General features: G+C 67.5%; 14 protein-coding genes and 1 pseudogene. 3 read left to right on the forward strand and 12 right to left on the reverse strand.

Going from position 1 to position 17,554, the window contains the following annotated elements; genetic code table 11:
• Nucleotides 1-9: 9 nt before the first annotated feature.
• From J2X41_RS08525 to J2X41_RS08560, 8 genes are all read right to left on the reverse strand, one after another.
• Nucleotides 10-327, reverse strand: coding sequence for a hypothetical protein (locus J2X41_RS08525; protein WP_310081161.1), 318 nt, complete (start codon nt 325-327; stop codon nt 10-12).
• Complete coding sequence (locus J2X41_RS08530) at nt 299-1,747, reverse strand: type II and III secretion system protein family protein (protein ID WP_310081162.1); 1,449 nt, start codon at nt 1,745-1,747, stop codon at nt 299-301. The genes J2X41_RS08525 and J2X41_RS08530 overlap by 29 nt, the downstream gene beginning before the upstream one ends.
• A gap of 71 nt (nt 1,748-1,818) precedes the next feature.
• Nucleotides 1,819-2,700, reverse strand: a complete 882-nt coding sequence (cpaB, locus tag J2X41_RS08535; protein WP_310081164.1) for a Flp pilus assembly protein CpaB — start codon at nt 2,698-2,700, stop codon at nt 1,819-1,821.
• A gap of 105 nt (nt 2,701-2,805) precedes the next feature.
• Complete coding sequence (locus J2X41_RS08540) at nt 2,806-2,988, reverse strand: hypothetical protein (RefSeq protein WP_310081165.1); 183 nt, start codon at nt 2,986-2,988, stop codon at nt 2,806-2,808.
• Nucleotides 2,989-3,394: 406 nt separating this feature from the next.
• A complete protein-coding gene (locus tag J2X41_RS08545; RefSeq protein WP_310081166.1) occupies nt 3,395-4,849 on the reverse strand; it encodes a S41 family peptidase in 1,455 nt (484 codons plus the stop codon).
• Nucleotides 4,850-4,930: 81 nt separating this feature from the next.
• Entirely contained in the window at nt 4,931-5,626 is a 696-nt protein-coding gene (locus J2X41_RS08550) for a helix-turn-helix domain-containing protein (RefSeq protein WP_310081167.1), read from the reverse strand.
• A gap of 307 nt (nt 5,627-5,933) precedes the next feature.
• The gene (locus J2X41_RS08555; protein ID WP_310081169.1) at nt 5,934-7,472 is read right to left on the reverse strand and encodes an FAD-dependent monooxygenase; all 1,539 of its coding nucleotides are present in this window, start codon (nt 7,470-7,472) and stop codon (nt 5,934-5,936) included.
• A 381-nt stretch (nt 7,473-7,853) separates the two neighbouring features.
• A complete protein-coding gene (locus J2X41_RS08560; protein WP_310081170.1) occupies nt 7,854-10,934 on the reverse strand; it encodes a TonB-dependent receptor in 3,081 nt (1,026 codons plus the stop codon).
• A gap of 625 nt (nt 10,935-11,559) precedes the next feature.
• Between J2X41_RS08560 and J2X41_RS08565 the strand changes: the two genes are divergently transcribed.
• On the forward strand, nt 11,560-13,653 hold the full coding sequence (locus J2X41_RS08565) for a TonB-dependent siderophore receptor (protein WP_310081171.1): 2,094 nt from the start codon (nt 11,560-11,562) through the stop codon (nt 13,651-13,653).
• Between the two features lie 296 nt (nt 13,654-13,949).
• Here J2X41_RS08565 and J2X41_RS08570 read toward each other — a convergent pair.
• Together J2X41_RS08570 and J2X41_RS08575 are read right to left on the reverse strand one after the other, a co-directional pair.
• A pseudogene (locus J2X41_RS08570) lies at nt 13,950-14,351 on the reverse strand (EAL domain-containing protein); the annotation flags it as partial.
• A gap of 280 nt (nt 14,352-14,631) precedes the next feature.
• Nucleotides 14,632-15,153 carry a hypothetical protein gene (locus J2X41_RS08575; protein ID WP_310081172.1) on the reverse strand — a complete coding sequence of 174 codons (522 nt, stop codon included), beginning with the start codon at nt 15,151-15,153 and terminating at the stop codon, nt 14,632-14,634.
• Nucleotides 15,154-15,284: 131 nt separating this feature from the next.
• Between J2X41_RS08575 and J2X41_RS08580 the strand changes: the two genes are divergently transcribed.
• Complete coding sequence (locus J2X41_RS08580) at nt 15,285-15,521, forward strand: helix-turn-helix transcriptional regulator (RefSeq protein WP_310081173.1); 237 nt, start codon at nt 15,285-15,287, stop codon at nt 15,519-15,521.
• Nucleotides 15,522-16,172: 651 nt separating this feature from the next.
• Entirely contained in the window at nt 16,173-16,835 is a 663-nt protein-coding gene (locus tag J2X41_RS08585; protein WP_310081175.1) for a hypothetical protein, read from the forward strand.
• Between the two features lie 66 nt (nt 16,836-16,901).
• On the opposite strand, the gene J2X41_RS25280 is transcribed toward J2X41_RS08585, so the two are convergent.
• Nucleotides 16,902-17,126, reverse strand: coding sequence for an SEC-C metal-binding domain-containing protein (locus J2X41_RS25280; RefSeq protein ID WP_404979903.1), 225 nt, complete (start codon nt 17,124-17,126; stop codon nt 16,902-16,904).
• Between the two features lie 74 nt (nt 17,127-17,200).
• A complete protein-coding gene (locus J2X41_RS25285) occupies nt 17,201-17,509 on the reverse strand; it encodes a winged helix-turn-helix domain-containing protein (protein ID WP_404979904.1) in 309 nt (102 codons plus the stop codon).
• Between the last annotated feature and the right edge of the window lie 45 nt (nt 17,510-17,554).

Consider the following 17,554-nt stretch of genomic DNA (forward strand, 5'->3'; position numbering starts at 1 on the left):
AGGGACATGTCAGTTGGCGGAGCCTGGGCCCTTCGCCCCTCCCTTGGAGTCGATGCTGGAGGTGGAGGCCTGGGCCGGCTGAATGACTTGGTCCTTGCCGTAGCGGCCGGCCGCCAGGACGGCGCGGACGCCGTCGCCGCCGGGCTGCCGGACGCCCTCGTAGTGCGCCTCGGGATCGGCGATCTGGGCGGCGAGGTTGGTGCGGACCGCCGCGCCGAAGTCCGGCGAGAGGTCGCGACGCGCATCGGCGCAGCCGGACAGGGCGGCGACGGCGGCCAGGGCCGCCAGAGGGATGATCCTAGTGCAGCACATGGCCATAGGGTCCATCGACCCCTCCCTTAGTGGCGGCGCCGGTCAGCAGCACGCGGTCCTCGGGCGACATGGCGCCCTGGCCCGCCTGGCCGCGGCCCAGCAGGAAAAGTTCGGTGTCGGACGGCGGCGTGAAGCGGTCCGCCGGGGTCGCCATCCGCGCGCGGGTCGGCTTGACCAGGTGCGGCGTGACGACGATCACCAGTTCGGTCTGGTTGCGCTGGTAGCTGGTCGAGCGGAACAGCGCGCCCAGCACCGGCAGGTCGCCCAGCATTGGGAACTGGCGGACCTGGTTCTGGTAGTCGTCGCGGATCAGGCCGGCGATCGTGAACGACTCCGCGTCGCGCAGCTCGACCGTGGTCTTGGCGCGCCGGACCTTGATGCCCGGAATGCGCAGGCCGTTGCTGACGAACGAGCTGTTGGGGTCGATGCTGGAGACCTCGGGATTGACCACCAGGTTGATCATGCCGTCCTGCAGCACCGTCGGCGTGAAGGCCAGGCCGATGCCGAACTGCTTGAACTCGACGGTGATCGTCGTCAGGCCGCCGCTCTGGTTCTGGGCCACGGGGACCGGGAACTCGCCGCCGGCCAGGAAGCTGGCCGTGTCGCCCGACAGCGCCGTCAGGTTCGGCTCGGCCAGGGTCTTGACCAGGCCCTTGGTCTCCAGGGCGTCGAACAGCACGTTCAGGTCCACGTCGCCAGCGCGCAGGGGGAATTTCAGCAGGCCGAAGCTGTCGAGCACGCTGCTGAGCACGCCGGTGTCGCCGGTGCCGATCTCGAAGTTGTGGTAGCCGGGCGCGGTCGGGTCGGCGGTGGCGACGTTCAGGCGCAGGGCCTTGGCCGTGGACCGCTCCATCTCGACGATGCGCACCGACAGGGTGACCTGCTGGGTGCCCTGCACCGACATCATGTTGACCACCTGGCCGGGGGCGAAACTCTCGGCCAGGGCGGCGGCGCGGCCGGCGGCGGCCCCGCTGCTGATCGGACCGGACAGCACCACCGACTGGTTGCTGGCGCCGACCACCAGGCCGTCCTCGTCGGGCATGGTGTCGTGCAACCGCTGGCGCAGGCTGTCGACGTCGGCCGAGATCACGATGTTGGCGGCGGCCACCAGCTGGCGGCCCGGGCCGTAGGCGGTGAGCGTGGCCGAACCCAGCTTCTTGCCCACCACATAGACCGAGGTGCGGGTCAGGGGCAGGACGTCGGCGGTCTCCGGGTTGGAGATCATCAGGTCGACATAGGGGGCGGGCAGCTCCAGCACCTGGGCCTTGCCGACCGGCACCGTGACCTCGACCTTGCGCAGGGCCGACGCCGACAGGGCGGCGGGCTGGGCGGCCGATTGGGCCTGGGCCGAAGGCGGGACCGCCACGGCGGCGGCGACGGTAAGCAGGGCGACGGCGGCGGCGACCCCGCGCAGCAGCACGATCTTGCGGTTCATCGACGAAGGTCCGATGGGGCGCGGCGCAGGCCGGCGCGGACGAAGGGGAAAGGGCGCGAGCGGGACCAAGGTCATGACCCCACCTCGTAGCCGGTGGTGACAACGCCGCGCGTGACCCGCACCTCGGTGGTGCGCGGCGCGGCGGGCGCGGCGGTGCGAACGGGCGCCCTGGCCCGGACGCTGGTCCGGACCGGAGCGGCGGACGCCACGGCGCGCGGCGCGCCGCCCCGCGACAGGTCGGCCAGGGTGGTGAACTGGCGGGTCAGCGGCGCCTGGTCGGAGATCTGCCGCAGGACCAGCGAGACCGCGCCGACCGCCTGGGCCAGGGTGATGGCCTGGGCCTGGTCGGGCGTGACCTCCACCGTGATGGCCTTGACCACCACCGGCTTGTCGGCGGACTGGTTGTCGGACTGGTCGACGCCGACGACGCGGACGTTCTCGGCCAGCACCTGGGTCAGGCTGGTTTCAGGCTGATTGTTGTCCTGGCTGCGGGTCAGCAGCACGTCGACCCGGTCGCCCGGCAGCACGAAGCCGCCGACGCCGGCTACGTCATTGGCGCGCAGCGACACCGCCCGCATGCCCTCGGTCAGGGCGCCGGAGAGATTGGCGCGACCGCCCGGACCGGAGATCCTGTCGGGCAGGATCGGCTCGTTGGCGGCGATGTCCTTGAGCACGATGCGCGACCCGCCCTGGGCGGCCGCGGCGGCGGCGACGGTGGCGAACGCGCCCGGCGGCACGGAGTCGGCCGGGTAGCGGACCACCTTCAGGACGGCCGGCTGAAGCTTGAAGCCGCGCGTCAGCGGCTGGGCGGCGACCACGACGGGCGCCGAGGCGCTTTCGCGCATGGCGGGACCGGTGTCTCGGCCCGCGCTCATATAGACTCGCGCGGCCAGCACCGCGCCCAGGCCGAGCGCCACGGCGCCCGCCAGGGAAATGACGGTTCTCGTCTGCATGGGGGCAACCCCTCCCCGGGACGGCGACAGGCTCTTGTTCGGCCCGTCGTCCAGAACCGGCGGCGCGGCGTTGAGGCCGCGCCGCCGAAGATCAGCGGCCGACCGTCAGCAATTGCCGGCGGACGGATTGGCCACGCAGGTGGCGGCGCCGGTGATCGCCACGCCGATGTTGGTGCCCAGCAGCAAGGCGGCCACCGCAATGGCGCTGCCGATGATCGCCAGGATCAAGGCGTACTCGGCCGCGGCCGCGCCGTCTTCTTCCCGGATAAAGTCATGCAGAATATTCATTTGACTTACATCTCCTCCAGATCTGCCCCGCGCCGTTTTAGTCGACCGAGATTGAAAGAAAGGGACAAACCCCTTCCGAGACATTTAAGATCTTAAAGGATCATTAAGTAAATACATCGAGGTTAGTAACAAACATTATATATGGAAATCGGGAGAATATAGGTAATTCATATGAGTGAAATCGGGACGATTATTTAAAAGTCTCCTACACGGTGAACTTCTCAACCTTAACAAGTCCCAATGCGACTCTGGATAGATTAGGCTCAGGAGCGCGCCAGGACCCTCCCGGACCGCCGCACGCTCCCTGCCGTCGCGGGAAACACGCGGTTCACGCCCGCGCTTCCGGAATGTATGGGCATGTCGGGACCGCCGCGAACAGCGTTCCAAGCGCGAGCGGATCGACCGTTCACCGCCCGAGGTCGGCCGAGATCGTTCTCAGAACCCGCGCGGCGCGAGCGCGGTCGGATTCCGCCTCGGCGGGAACCACCGGCAGGTCCGGCGCCACGCCGGCGACCTCGTCGGTCCCGTCGGCCCGCAAGCGCATGCAGTTGGGGATCCGAAAGCGCAGGCGGGAGTGCGGCAGCGTCAGCGGCGGCGCGTCACCCATGAAGCCGCAGCCGTCGCCGCCGCTGCGGCCGCCGACGATCTTGGCCGCGCCGTTGTCGCGCATCGTCGCCGAGAACATCTCGGCGGAAGAGAAGGTCTTGCGGTCGATCAGCACGTAGGCGGGGCCGGGCCATGCGCCCTGGAGGTCCTGGACCGCGGTCGACCAGGCCAGGGCCTGCTCGCTGCGCACGTCACCGTAGGCGTGCGCCGGCAGGCCGGGCAGCGGCCCGTCCGCATAGCCCGCCTCGACCATCCGGCGACAGGCGACGTCGCGCCATGCCCGCCGCTCACGCCAGACCCAGGAGAGATCGCATGGCCTGGTCCCGAGGACAGCCTTGCGGGCCTCGAACTGAGCCAGGGCCTTTTCCAGGGCGCGCCTGGCCTCCACGTTCGGCTTGGCGGCGAGCGCGTCGGTCAGGTCGGCGATCTCCTCGTCCAGATAGGCGCGGCCGGCCGGGGCGTCGACGACCAGCAGGCGCGCCGAGGCGATCGGACGAGACCCGAACAGGCGCGCGATCCAGTCGCCGCTGTCGTCGCCGCCTGAATTATTGCCCACATCGACGACCACCCCTTCGGCGCCGGCGCCGCGCAAGGTCTTGAGCTGATCGGCCAGCGCCTTCAGCCACAGGCGGCCCGCCGCCTCGCCGAGCTCGGCGCGGGTAATCGGCCTCCCGGCCTCGCGCGCCTGCGCCCAGGCGCGGCGGCAGGCTTGCGGAAAGGCCCGGGCGCGGAAGGCCTGGATGCGGACAAGACCCAGGCGTCGGCCGTCCACCTCGGCCAGGCCGACGCGAAACACGCTGTCCTGGCCGTCGCCCAGCAACCGCACGCCCGGCAAGCTTTCGAACGGAAGGCTGAAGGCGACGCTGGCGGTCGAGGCGTGCCCGATCGAGGCGCAGCCGGTGACCGGATCGAGCGGGTCCAGGGCTGGCTGCTCCGGCTCGAACCCGCCGGCCGGCGCCGGCGCGAGGGTGGTCAATTCCGAGAGATGGCCATCGTGGAAACCCGCGACAAAGGCGCGCAGCGCCTCGCCCGCCTCGGTGTCGCTGCGGGCCGCGCGCAGGGCGACCTCGGCCCGCCGGACCAGGGACGGGACGTCGACGCCGCTTTCCACGGACCCCATCCAGGCGAGGTTGGCGTAGCGCGCCTCCAGCTCCGTCTCCAGCCGGACAAGGTCGCCGCGCCAGGCGGCGGCGTCATAGGCCGGGGGAGCCGTCAGGACGGCGGCGGCCAGGGCCGCGCCCAGGATCTGGATCATCGGGAGGTCTCGTAGGGCTGCGAGCCCAAGCCTTAGGCGCCGTATGGCGGCGTGTCTTGGACGGGCGCGACGTTTGGGATTTCACGAACGCCGGCGGAAGGTCGTCGGCGTGCAGCCGTACGCGGCCTTGAAGGCCCGCGAGAAATGCGACTGGTCGCAGAAGCCGCAGGCGAGGGCCACCTCGCTGAGCGGCGTATCGGTCTCGCCGACCAGGGCAAGCGCCTGCTTCAGGCGCAAGGCGCGCTGATATTCGCCCGGCCCCACGCCGAACGCGCGACGGAAGGCGCGGGTCAGCCGCGCCGGATGGACCTCGCAAAGGGCGGCCAGGCGCGCCACCGACAACGGTTGATGCAGATGGGCGGCGATATGGTCGCGCGCCTCGGCCACCCTGGCCGGGCTCTGCGCCTCCGTTCCGCCGCCATGCCGGCCGAACAGGGCGACCAGCTCCCAGGAAAGCCCTTCCAAGGCCGCGCCCGAATGCTCGTCGGCCAGGCGCAGTTCCTCGACCATGCGCCGACCAAGCCGCACCAGCGCGGTCGCGGCGGCGGACGGCGCCTCGGCCAGCGGCAGGCGATCGCCCAGGTAGTCCAACATGGCGGGCGCGGGCGACAGGCTCAGCTTCGTCGCCCCGGTCTGCGGGAACAGCTGGGCGTGCGGTTCGCCCGGTGGGCAAAACAGCAGCGCTCCGGGACCGTGCCAATCGGCCCGCCCTCGGATCGTCTCCTGGTAACGGCCGCCCAGCACCAGGGTCAGGCTCGGCGCGTCATGGCTGTGCACGGCCATCGCCCCAGGCGCATACCGCCTGACGCGGACGCGGGAAGCATATGGGCTTTGCATGGCGCGCCTCGTCGAAGACCCCGCGGAAAGGCCGACGATGACGCAATCTCCCGAAGGCCGCCATGGCTTGCCGATCTTCCGACCTCGACTTGAGTTCTGCCGCGCCGGCGAACCCGTACTGCGGCCCAACTCGTTCAGGACGCTGCGCGTGACGACCTAGCCAGGCTGGACACCCGGGGCTGATCCCCCTCGACGGCCTTCATCGGCTTCCGAGACCTTGGACCGCGCGGGCGCAAGCATGTTCGCCTCACGGTTCGCCGATCCATCGCAAGGCGGCCTGGGACAGGCCGACGTCGTCGCCGGCGATCTCGCTGAGCCAGGCGACGACGCCGTCCGGACGGACGAGCACGGCGCTCAGCCCCAGCCGATCCCGCGGCTGGCCGGCCGCGTAGGACATGCGCCCTCCCCAGCGCTGCGCGACCGACCGAAGCGGCCCGCCGGGAGCGAAGTCGAGCAGCAGGGCCTTGCCGTCGCGCAAGCGTTCGCCCGTGCTCGGGCCATCCGGGAAGGCGAAGTCGGGAACGCTGCGGCCGACCAGCGGATGGTCCGCGTCGAGGTCGTAGCGCAGCGCCACGTTCCAGACCTTCTCGGCGAAATAGCTGGCGCCGTCGCCCGTGGCGATGAGATCGCGGATGACGGTCACCAGCGCGCGCGTGCTCGGGGTCGGCCGCATCAGCGCGACCTGGGCGCGCGACCAGTCGAGGATGCGGGCGCCTTCGGGACGGCGTTCGGCGCCATAGCTGTCAAGCAGCCCCACGGGCGCGTCCCCGCGGACCGCGGCGGCCAGTTTCCAGCCCAGGTTCAGGGCGTCGCCGAGGCCCAGGTTCAGCCCCTGACCGCCGAGCGGCGAATGGATGTGCGCCGCGTCACCGGCGAGCAGGACGTGGCCCCGACGGTATTCCGTCGCCTGGAAGGCGCGGTCGGTCCAGGTGGTGGCGAGCTTGAGGGCGGTCAGACGGACCTCGACGCCCGACACCCGGCGCAGCACCGCCTGCACATGGTCCAGCGTGAGCGGTTGCGCGCGGTGAGCGGCGCCGCCATCGAAATCGACCATGGCGATCACGCCGGGCCTCGCATAGGTGTACATGCCGGTCGCGGTGTAGGTTCGCCCGGGGCCGAGCGCGTCCGGATCGGCCAGCTCGGCCTCGACCGAATAGCCCGTGAACTCCGGATCAGTGCCGACGAAGGCGAAGCCGCCGGCCTTGCGCACCAGGCTGCGGCCGCCGTCGCATCCGACCAACCAGCGGCCGTGGAGGCGCTCGCCGCGGGTCTGGACAGCGACGCCGTCGTCCGATTGCTCGAAGCCCTCGACGCCCCAGCCGCGCCGGATCTCCGCGCCCAGGGCCGTCGCCCGTTCGGCGAGGATGGTTTCGAGGGCCTGCATGTCGACGGCCAGGTTGACGCCCGCGGGGCTCGGCAGCCGGTAGGGCCAACGCGTGGTGTCGATGTCCTCGTGGAAGAACGAGATGCCGGCGAAATGGCCGGCGGGACGGCGCGGCTGCTGCGCCCAGTGGGAGGCGGCCTTGGCGGCGCCGGTGGACGGGTTGAAGCGTTGCACGGCTTCGACCGCATTCAGGAGGTCGCGGCGATCGAAGGCTTCGAGGGTCGGCGCCGAGAGGCCGCGCATGCCGAACGGCAGGCGCTTCAGCGGTGAACTGGGATCGGCGGCCTGTTCGAGGACCACGACGGAGACCCCGGCCAGCCTGAGTTCGCAGGCGAGGAAGAGGCCAACCGGGCCGGCGCCGGCGACGACGACGTCGTGGGTGAAGGGATGATGGATAGGCATGGGCGCTCCTTGGTCGATGAGGTTCGACCGGAGCGTTCCTCGAACTGGAGACCGCGCGGACGAACAACGGGCGCTCGCGAGAGCGTCCAGGGTTCGTCGCGGGGATCCCCGGCGCGAAGCCAAAGACCAGAGCTTTCGTCACCGAAAGGACTTGGGCTTACCAGACCAAGTCTGCCTTTTCCGACAGGGGCTACATAACCGAAGGGCGACCGCTTTTCAAATGGCGCTTCGTTCGACAAATCGGCCGCCGGCCGACGAAGGCAGGCGTGCTGTCCTCGAATTGGCGCGCGGCGCCGCCGCGAAAGCAGCGCGCCGCACCAGCCCTCATGTGAAGCGTCCGAGGCGGACGGACGGCGTCGCCGCCATCCGTCCGCCCAGCGCCTAGAAGGTCGCCCGCATGCCGACCAGGAACTGGCGGCCGGGCTTGTAGTAGGTGAACGTCGCGTTGTCGTACTGGAAGTGCGAGCGCAGCTTTTCGTTGGTGATGTTGGTCACGTTGAAGGTCAGCTGCGGCACGTGCTCGAGGCCGAACATCTTCTCCAGGTCGAAGCTGGAGGAGAAGTCGGTCTGCTTGTAGTCGTCCGCGAACAGCGCCGCGGCGGTGACGCCGTTCTGGTTGGCGCCGCTGGACTGCGAGCCCTTCCGGTAGACGTGGCTCAGGCGCAGGCTGACGCCGTCGTGCTCGTAATAGCCCGTCAGGTTGTAGGTGTACTTGGCCACGCCGTAGGCGACGGCCGCGCCGTTGCTGGTCTGGTCGACGATGGTGGCGTTGGCGTTGAAGCCCAGCCCCTCGACGCCGAACCGGCTGGTCAGGAAGTCGAGCGGCTGCACCCACTGGAATTCCAGGCCGTTGATCGTCAGCTTGTTGGGCACGTTGATCTGCGACTGGATCTGGACCTGCGCCGCGGTCGGGCCGCCGCGCGAATTGATCGCCGTCTTCTGGGTGTCGTTCAGGGTGTCGTAGGTGATGCCGTACTGGGCCAGGTACGAGAACGGCTGGGTCACGACGTTGTTGGTCGTGAAGCCGGTCAGCGACTTGCGGAAGGCGTTGACCGCGATCACGCCTTCCTGGCCGGTGTAGAACTCGAAGCCCAGGTCGATGTTCTTGGAGAAATACGGCTTCAGGGCCGAGTTGCCGATGGTGGCCTGGTCGGCCGACGGCGCGCCGAAGCTGACGCCGGGCAGCTGGGCGGCCGGATCCGGACGGGTCATGGTCTCCGACACCGCCGCGCGGGCGACGGCGTGCTCGCCGACGTCATAGGCGATGTTGGCGGCCGGCAGCCACTTGGAATAGGTGTTCTCGGTGTAGACGAAGTTGGTGATGTTCGGATAGCGCGAGCCGTCGGGAAGCTGGCCGCCGGCCGGGTTGTTGCGCGGATCCGCGACCGAGACACGGCCGCCGATCGTCTGCTTGGTGTGGACGTAGCGGACGCCGACATTGAAGCGCAGGTCGCTGTCCATCACCTGGGTGACGCCGTTCAGCTCGGTATAGGCCGCGCTGTTCTTCTCGTTGATGGAGCCGCCGCTGGCGCCGGTGTTGGAGCCGCCCGTCTCCGGCGTGTTGGCATGGAGCTGGTCGTAGTTGGTGGCCTTCTTGACCGCGTCCCAGTCGACGGTGACGAAGCCGGCCGGGCCGGGCTTGAGGTAGCTGGCCAAGCTGGTGGTCGGGATCAGCGAGCCGCCATAGGTGAGCGTCCCGGTCTGGCCGGCCGTGGAGCCCGTGCCGTAGCCCGGATAGGTCGGATAGCCCGCGGGCGCGGCGCCGGGCTGGTTCAGGCCCTGGCAGGGCGGCTGACCGTTGGGCGACGGCAGGTTGATGCTCGGGTTGTTGCCGCAGGTCGCGTTCTGCCACGGCGTGGTGTTGTCGTAACCGCGGATGGTGCGCGAGACGTCGTCGTAATTGCCGCCGAACTTCAGGTTCAGCGCCTCGTCGCCCCAGGTGATCGCCGCCCGAGCACCCTTGGTCTCATACCAGCGCCGCTCGTCCTGCATGTTCAACCGGCCGCCGGTCCAGACGAAATTGGCCGGGTTGTTCAGGTCGACGCTGCTCTTGATCGTCGGAATGCCGTTCGGGTTGTAGGTGTAGTCGACGGTCGTGCCGGCCCCCAGCGCGGTCACCGGACCGAAGGTCGGACTTTCGCGATGGAAGGTGCTCTTGGTGTAGTTGGCCTGGGCCTCGACCTTCAGATTGTCGGTGATGCGCCACTCGCCGCCTGGATTGATCCCCCAGAGCTCGGTCTTCTCCATGTAGGGACGGAATTCCAGGAAGAACTGCGAGTTGGCGTAGGTGCCCTGGGTGACCGTGCAGCCGGTCGAGCAGTCGGTCTTGTCGTACTTGGTGTTGGTCGGGATGATCGCGCCGTTGCGCACGATCCACGCTATGTCCTCGCGGATCAGGTCGTTGTTCTTGTAGCCGTACATGCCGTCGACATAGAAGTTCAGGTTGTCGTTCGGCTTCCATTCCAGGCTGGCCACGGCGTTGAAGCGGTCGCGGCGGCCATATTCCGCCGAGGGGCGACCCAGGCGCGGCAGCAGGCCGTTGTCGATCTGCTGGATCGAGGCGCCGGGATTGTGCGCCAGCAGGAAGGCCTGGTCGATGGTCTGGCCGGCCACCAGGCCGCCGCCCGCGCCGACCGGCACCGTGCCCGGGATCGTCCAGTTGCCGCCGCCCGTGGGGTTGCAGCCCGACGTCGCGCCGCACTGGGCCGCCGACAGGTTCGGGTTGGTGAAGCCGATCGTCTCGTAGCCGCGGGTGTCGGTCTTGAGCCGCTGGCCGGACATCCCGAACAGGACGCCGAAATTGTCCCAGGTCTTGCTGGCGATCAGCGAGCCCTTGCCGCCCCAGTCGGCGCCGTCCGGCTTCACGCCCTGGACGTTCATCGTCAGGTGCTGGCCGGGGCGGTCGAACGGACGGGCCGAGCGCATGTCGATATTGCCGGCCGCGCCGCCTTCCAGCAGGCTGGCCGAATAGCTCTTGTTGACCGTCAGCTTGGTGAACAGGTCGGTCGGGAAGAAGCTGAGGTCGACCGAGCGGTCGGTGCCTTGGGCGTCGGTGGCGCCCGACGAGGCCACGGCGATCGAGGCGCCGTTCAGCGTGACGTTGGTGAAGTTGCTGCCCAGGCCGCGGATGGCGACGTTGGTGCCTTCACCCGTAATGTCGCGGGTGATGGTGATGCCGGGAATGCGGTTGAACGACTCGGCGATGTTGGAGTCGGGGAACTTGCCGATGTCCTCGGCGAAGATGGCGTCGGCGAAGCCGGTCGTCTCGCGCTTGGCGACGGTCGATTGCGCCAGGCTCTTGCGATAGCCGGTGACGACGACTTCCTCGACGACGTCATTGTTGGGCGCCTGGACCGTCGGCGCGGTCTGCGCCTGCGCCTGGACCGCGACAAATCCGGAAAGCATCGTCGCGCCGAGAAGCGCCGCGCGCCCCAGACGCGCACCAATGGCCAGCGTTCGCATATTGATTTCCCCTCCTACACGGCCGCCGCCAAGGGCGCGGCCCGACTTCTTGCTCTTAGTGCGGCGGCGACGCCGACGACGTCAGACCTTTGGCCAGGCTCACGCCGCAGTCAATGAAGTCGGCGTATTTCCTGGCCAGGCCAGAATTCTATTGGCCTGACCAATATCAAGGTTCGAAACGCCCTTATTTTTCTGTGCTGTAGCGGCGGAGCACGACCAAAAAAGGCCAAGAAAACCCGTCGACACGACAATGGTAGCGGTACCGATTGTGCGAACTGGTGGGAATTTTGCCACACTTCTCGCCCTTCCGGCCTCGGGAAAACGAGGCGGCTTAGGGAGATTACCCTGGACACCTGCCGCTTCCGGGGCGCGCACGCCCAGCCAAGACAACCTCTGTTTTGTGTGACTTGTCTGACAAGTTAACGGGGAGAGCGGACACCGATCGGACGGCGGAATGCTCTTGGGCGAACTTTACGGCGCGGTCGGAAACTGGACCCGCCGGCAAAGATCCTGCTCGATCCAGCGCCGGAGGATTGTCGGCCGTCCGGGCGGGGTGGAGGTTGCGGCGTTGACACATTGTTGCAAATGATTATTAGGCGCAGCCTCTTCCCGTCGAGGATCGCCCATGTCGCCCGCCGCCCGTCACCTGCTGTTCGCCTGCACGCTCGCGCCGCTGCTCGCCGCCGCGCCCGCGTGGGCGGAGGAGACGGCCAACGACGTGTCGGGGGTCACTGTGACCGGCCGCAAGGGCGACTACAATCCGGGCAAGGCGACGACGGCGACCAAGATCGACGCCCCGCTGCGCGACATCCCCCAGACCATCGACGTGGTCGGGCTGAAGGTCATGCAGGACCAGCGCGCCCTGTCGCTGCAGGACGTGCTGAAGAACGTGCCGGGCGTCGGCTTCTCCCACGGCGACGGCCAGCGCGACCAGGTGTCGATCCGGGGCTTCACGGCGATCGCCGACCAGTTCGTCGACGGGGTGCGCGACGACGCGCTGTACTTCCGCGACCTGTCGAACATCGAGCGGGTGGAGGTGGTCAAGGGGCCCGCCTCGGTGCTCTACGGCCGCGGTTCTTCCGGCGGCCTAATCAATCGCGTCACCCGCAAGCCGGGCGTGGACATCGCCGCCGTCACCGCCAGTTACGGGGCCTGGGACGACGGGCGGATCGAGTTCGACCTGGGCAAGGCGCTGCCCGGCGCCGCGTTGCGCGTCGCCGGCGCGGTCGAGCGGGCCGACAGCTATCGCGATCCCCAGTTCCTCAAGCGTGAAGCCATCGCTCCGTCCGCCACCGTGGCGCTGGGCGAGGACACCTCGCTGCTGATCCAGGCCGACTATCTGCGCGACAAGCGCGTCACTGACTTCGGCGTGCCGGCCTATCGCGGCCGGCCGGTGGATGTGGACGCCGGGGCCTATTACGGGGCGGCCAACGCCCGCGACGTCGACACCAGCCAGAGCAAGGTGGCCTCGGGCACGGCGACCCTGTCCCACCAGTTCAGCGAGGGTCTGAAGTTCCGCAACGCCTTCCGCTACTACAACTACAGCCTGTCGCGCTTCAACACCCTGCCCGGCTCGGTCGTCGAGCCAGCCCAAACCGTCACCCTCAACCGTTCGCACGTCGAGCGCGATGAGGACGGCTGGTTCAACCAGGCCGAACTGACCCAGGACCTGACACTGGGCGCCACTCGCCATCAACTCCTCTACGGCCTTGAGATCGGCCGTCAGGCCAAGGACGCCCTGACCTATTCGCGAAACGGCGTGGCGACGGTGTCGCTGTTCAACCCGGTGCTGCCGATCCTGGACCGCGAGGTTCCCGGCTCTCCGACCGCCGACAACCGCACGATCTTCAAGACCGTCGGCGTCTACACCCAGGACCTGGTGTCGCTGGGCGAGCACTGGAAGGCGCTGGTCGGGGTTCGCTACGATCGCTTTGAGCAGGCGACCGACCAGCGCCTGCCGAAGCTGGATGACCTGTCACGGACCGACAAGACCTGGAGTCCCCGGCTGGGCCTGGTCTGGCAGCCGACGAAGACCCAATCCTACTACGCTTCCTGGAGCCGCTCGTTCCAGCCGTCGGGCGAGACCTTCGCCCTGGCCGCCAGCAACGCCGACATCGCCCCGGAAGAGACCACCAACCGCGAGATCGGCGGGAAGTTCGACTTCCTGGACGGCCGGGCCAGCGCCACGGTCTCGGTCTTCCGCCTCGAGCGCACCGATATAAAAGCCACCGATCCGGCGACCCTGCGGATCATCCCGATCGGCGTGCAGCGCACGGACGGGGTAGAGCTGACCGGCAACCTCGACCTTTCCAGCGGCTGGCGGGCGATCGCCGGCTATGCCTATCTCGACGCCAAGGTCACCCGGTCGATCGCCTTCGACGCCGGCCTGCCGATCGCGGGCAAGCGCGCCACCATCACCCCCAGGCAAAGCGCCAATCTCTGGCTGACCCGGGATGTCGGCGGACGCTACGGCTTCGGCGCCGGCGCCAACTATGTCGGGGACCGCTTCGCCAATCCGGGCAACACGGTCACCCTGCCGGCCTACGCCACGGTCGACGCCATGGCCTGGAAGCGGTTCGGACCGCTGGTGGCGCAACTCAATGTCAGCAACCTCTTCGACGAGGGCTATTTCGTCTCCGGCCACGGCACGAGTCCCAACCTCAACCTGCCCGGCGCGCCCCGCTCGGCGATGGTGACGCTGCGCTACGCGCTGCAATAGGCCCGGCGCGCACTTCCGCCGCCGTCGTCCGCGGAAGTCCCAGATCGCCCGAACAGGCGACGAGCGAGCGGTCGCGCGGTCGCGCGAGGTCATCGGCGGGATGCGGGCCGACGGCAACGGTGAGCCGTCGCGACGAAGCTGGAGCAAGCCGCGCGACATGGGAATCGCGCGTCTACTTCAATGCGTGTTCCGGCGAACCGACCTTGCCGTTAACGCCAGCCCAGGACGCGGAGGTTCGCGTCGTCGGACTCTGGTGTGGGGCCCCTCTGTTTTCGGGCGCTTTCGGCTCGGCGCGCGAAGTTGCGCATGAATTCCGCCACTTCGGTCGCCGGCATCGGCTTAGCGAAATGGTAGCCCTGCACCTGATCGCAGCCGTAACTGGTCAGCGTCGCCAATTGATCGGCGCACTCCACACCCTCGGCCACCACCTTCATGCCCATGCTGGCACCCAGGCCGATGACCGCCCGAACGATGGCGTCGTCTTCACTGTTCTGGACGAAGGACTTGTCGATCTTCAGCCGATCGATCGGGAATTGGCGCAGATTGGCCAGAGAGGCGTAGCCGGTGCCGAAGTCGTCCAGGGCGATCAGCACGCCGGCGTCGTGCAACCGGCGAACGGCCTGGCTGACCACGTCGCCGCCCCAGCCCATATAGACGTTCTCGGTGACCTCGATCGTCAGGTGTTCGGCCGATACGTTCATCGACGTCCTCGAACGGCAAAATGAGGTGGGGAGGTTTTGGCGCGCGATGAAACCGCAGCTGATCGGCCGAGCGGCACGCGGGATCTTCTAGGGTGATTACAGCGTCAAATCGCCGTTTGTGGCGCCACGCTTGCCTCAAGCTCGCGACCGCTATGACGCCTGGGCTTGGAGTGGGAAGCATCGAGAGTTTGACTTGGAGGGTATTGGAGGCACGACCTTAGGCATGTCCTGCGAGCTTTGAATATAGGCACGCCGACGACCAGGAGCCCCGGCGCTATCAGCCAGCAGGCAAGCTCGGCGGCACATAGGGCTCTCCGCAGCCGGGGCATCTGGCCGACGCCAGGAACGCAATGGCCTTGCTCACGAACGGGGTCGTCTCGCCCGGCTCATAGACGTCGATACGGGCGGCGATCACCAGGAGGCTTGCGACCTCATGGAGGTTGCGCGGCGCGAGCTTGGTGATCTCCTTGAGGCGGCGGTTGCGCTCTTTCCAGAGTTCAGCGAGCTGAACCTCTATGGCGGCCATTTCGGGCGCCATGGGAAGGCTGCTGCGCTGATGGCCGCTCATGCGGAAATAATCGTACCCAGAGGCCGCAAGAGTCTCCAATGCGGACCAGCGCCGGGCCAGCCCATCGTGCTCGAAGTCGTTCGCCAGCCAGAGCGCGCATTGGCCAATAAGGCTCTCCGCCGCTGGCGGCGCCGCTGCGTTCGGGGCGCTGCAAACCAGAGGCGCGGCGGACGTCGCGCCGAGGAGCGTGCGGCGAGAGATGGAGGTGAGATCGGCCTTGTCTTCAGACATGCGGGGGCTCCCGGCGTAGGCGCTCGGCCCGATCAGCACGCTAATCGGTGGAGTTTGAATGGATTGAAGCTACACTCAAACGAATTACGGTGACCGAGTCAACGAAATTCATTCACTTGTGGAGAATAACGTTGACTCTTCTCGCCCCGCCGCAAGTTCGAATGGCCCGAGCCGCCTTGGGCATCAGCGTTCGCGAGCTCGCAGAACGATCAGGCGTCGCGGAATCTACGATCCTTCGTTTCGAAACGGGCCGTGGTGGCATTCTGGCCGCCAACCTCGACAAGGTTCAGACGACTTTGGAAGAAGGTGGGGTGGTCTTCATCAGCGCAGACGCCAGCGGCGGACCAGGTGTCCGCCTGGCGAAATAGGCGCCGGCATCACCCCAACCGCTCCAGGGAGCCAGGACCTGAAAGGTCGGTGCTCGCCCTGGAGCGCTTGGAGAGCCTCTGCCGGGCGGGATGGTGCGGGTCAAGGGCGGCTTCGCCGTCGCTCCGCGATGCGCGCCGAAGGCGCGCACCCTTGACGCGCGCCAGCCCGTCCGGCCCTCGTTCCACCAAGCGCACCAGGGCGAATTGTCTCCGAGCGAAGGTCTAACGCCCTTGGTGGTGGCCGGCGATTGGGGTGATTGGGAGGAGGCAGGGAGGCGGAAATTCCCTCAAAAGTTCGATGGCGAGATAAAAGCGCCGGGACCTTTCAGGTCTATGTCGCTGGTGGTGTTGAGAAATTTCCGGGACCTCGTTTTGAGCCGAGGTCCCGGATTCCAAGATTTCCTGAGCAGAAATAACGACTTATCCGGGACCAACGGAACGCGCCGGCGCGATTGGTCCCGGCCAAGCCGTTGAAGCGTATGGGGAAGTCCGAAAAACAGGGCCCCGCCCCCTGCGGTGGTCCCTAAAAAAGCTGAGCACCATCAATGACCTGGACCTGAAAGGTCCTGGTCCTTTTATCTTGCCTTAGCTCCAACTTCGCAACCAATGCCTAATCAACCCCAAGCTTAGGGGCGAAATCCGGGGGGCGACGTGGGCAGGAAGCGAAAGAGTGGCCGCCGAGGCACGCAGCCTGACGAGATGTTCAGCGCTGGCCCGTTTGAATTTGCCCGGTTCGGCCGTTTGGTGCTCGGCCGCAACAATATGACCGTCGCCGACCACGCCAAAGTCCAAGAGAAGATGGCCGCTCGCTTCCCGGCGGTAACTTTGGAAATCCAAATCCTCGTCGATCGCATATCAAACCGCGTTGCGGGCCTGCCTCCCGCCAAGTTGCTACAGCGAGCTTGGTGGGGGTTTGCCACGCGGCAAATGATGGACATTGAGGGGTCCGGCACTGGCGCGAACGCGACGGAAGACGACGCCACGGCGCTCAGGTTGGTTGACTATGTGCAGAGTGTCATCGCCGCCACGCCACCCCGATTGCCCTATGCAGAAGAGGTCAATGACGACGACTGGGCCGCGCTATCCTCGGATGTCGGAAAACTCTTCCGCTTCTTGGTACACGAATACCCTGTGACGCGCACCGCCTTCCGGCGGAAGGAAGATCCTAACCTCGACATGGAGTTAGAGGCGTTTCAAGTTCGCGCCGAACTTCTCTGGGTCAATGTTCGCGGTCATAGATATCAAACCCAGGAACGCCAAGCGCTCGCAGAGGTAGTCATGAACCTCGATCTCTGCGGTCTCGCTCATGTCTGATCGATCCTACCGATTTCGTGCATCGCACGGTGCAGTGAGTCTGAGTGACTGCGAAGTCTTGGGCCGCTAGGCTCCATGGCAGCGTTTGTATTTTCGCCCACTACCGCACGGACAAGGCGCGTTTACGCCAATCTTCCCCTTCTCCTCGGCCGCGTTGACACGTGAGACGGCCGATGCGCGGAGACTTCCGACACGCAGCGGATCGGCCGTCGTCGTCGCACGTCGGTCCAGCTGCTGTCTTTCATCTTCTACCGAGCGAGCCTCCGGCTCGCTCGGCTCTGAAGAAAACACCTTTGAACACCTCTAGCGGCCCCCGCTCCGTCGAGCAGCTTGAGGTCGAAGCTTGGCTTTCCGCGACTGCCTGACTATCCGCCGCAAATGACCGTTCCGACCCGCGTCCGCCGTCGAACAAGCCCCTCGGCGTCCAGCAGGGCCAAGGCTCCACGCACCGTCGTTCGCGAAACGCCGCAGAGCCGGGCCAGGTGCCGCTCCTCCGGCAAGCGAGCACCCGGCCGAAGCTTCCCCTCGGACAGCCGCTGGCGGATCAAGGCGTACAGCTGGCGATAGCGCGGCGCCGTCCCGCCAGGCAGCGCCCAATCCCTCCCAGTCGCGCACGGTCTGGTCTCGGCCCGGCCAGAATCGGTAAGAGGCCCTTGTTCCATCACCGAGCACATCAGACTGGACTCCCGAAGTTCGCCACCTTCCCGAACCAAATCGAG

Origin of the sequence: Caulobacter sp. BE254 (assembly GCF_031457295.1) — a bacterium.
Lineage (GTDB): Bacteria > Pseudomonadota > Alphaproteobacteria > Caulobacterales > Caulobacteraceae > Caulobacter.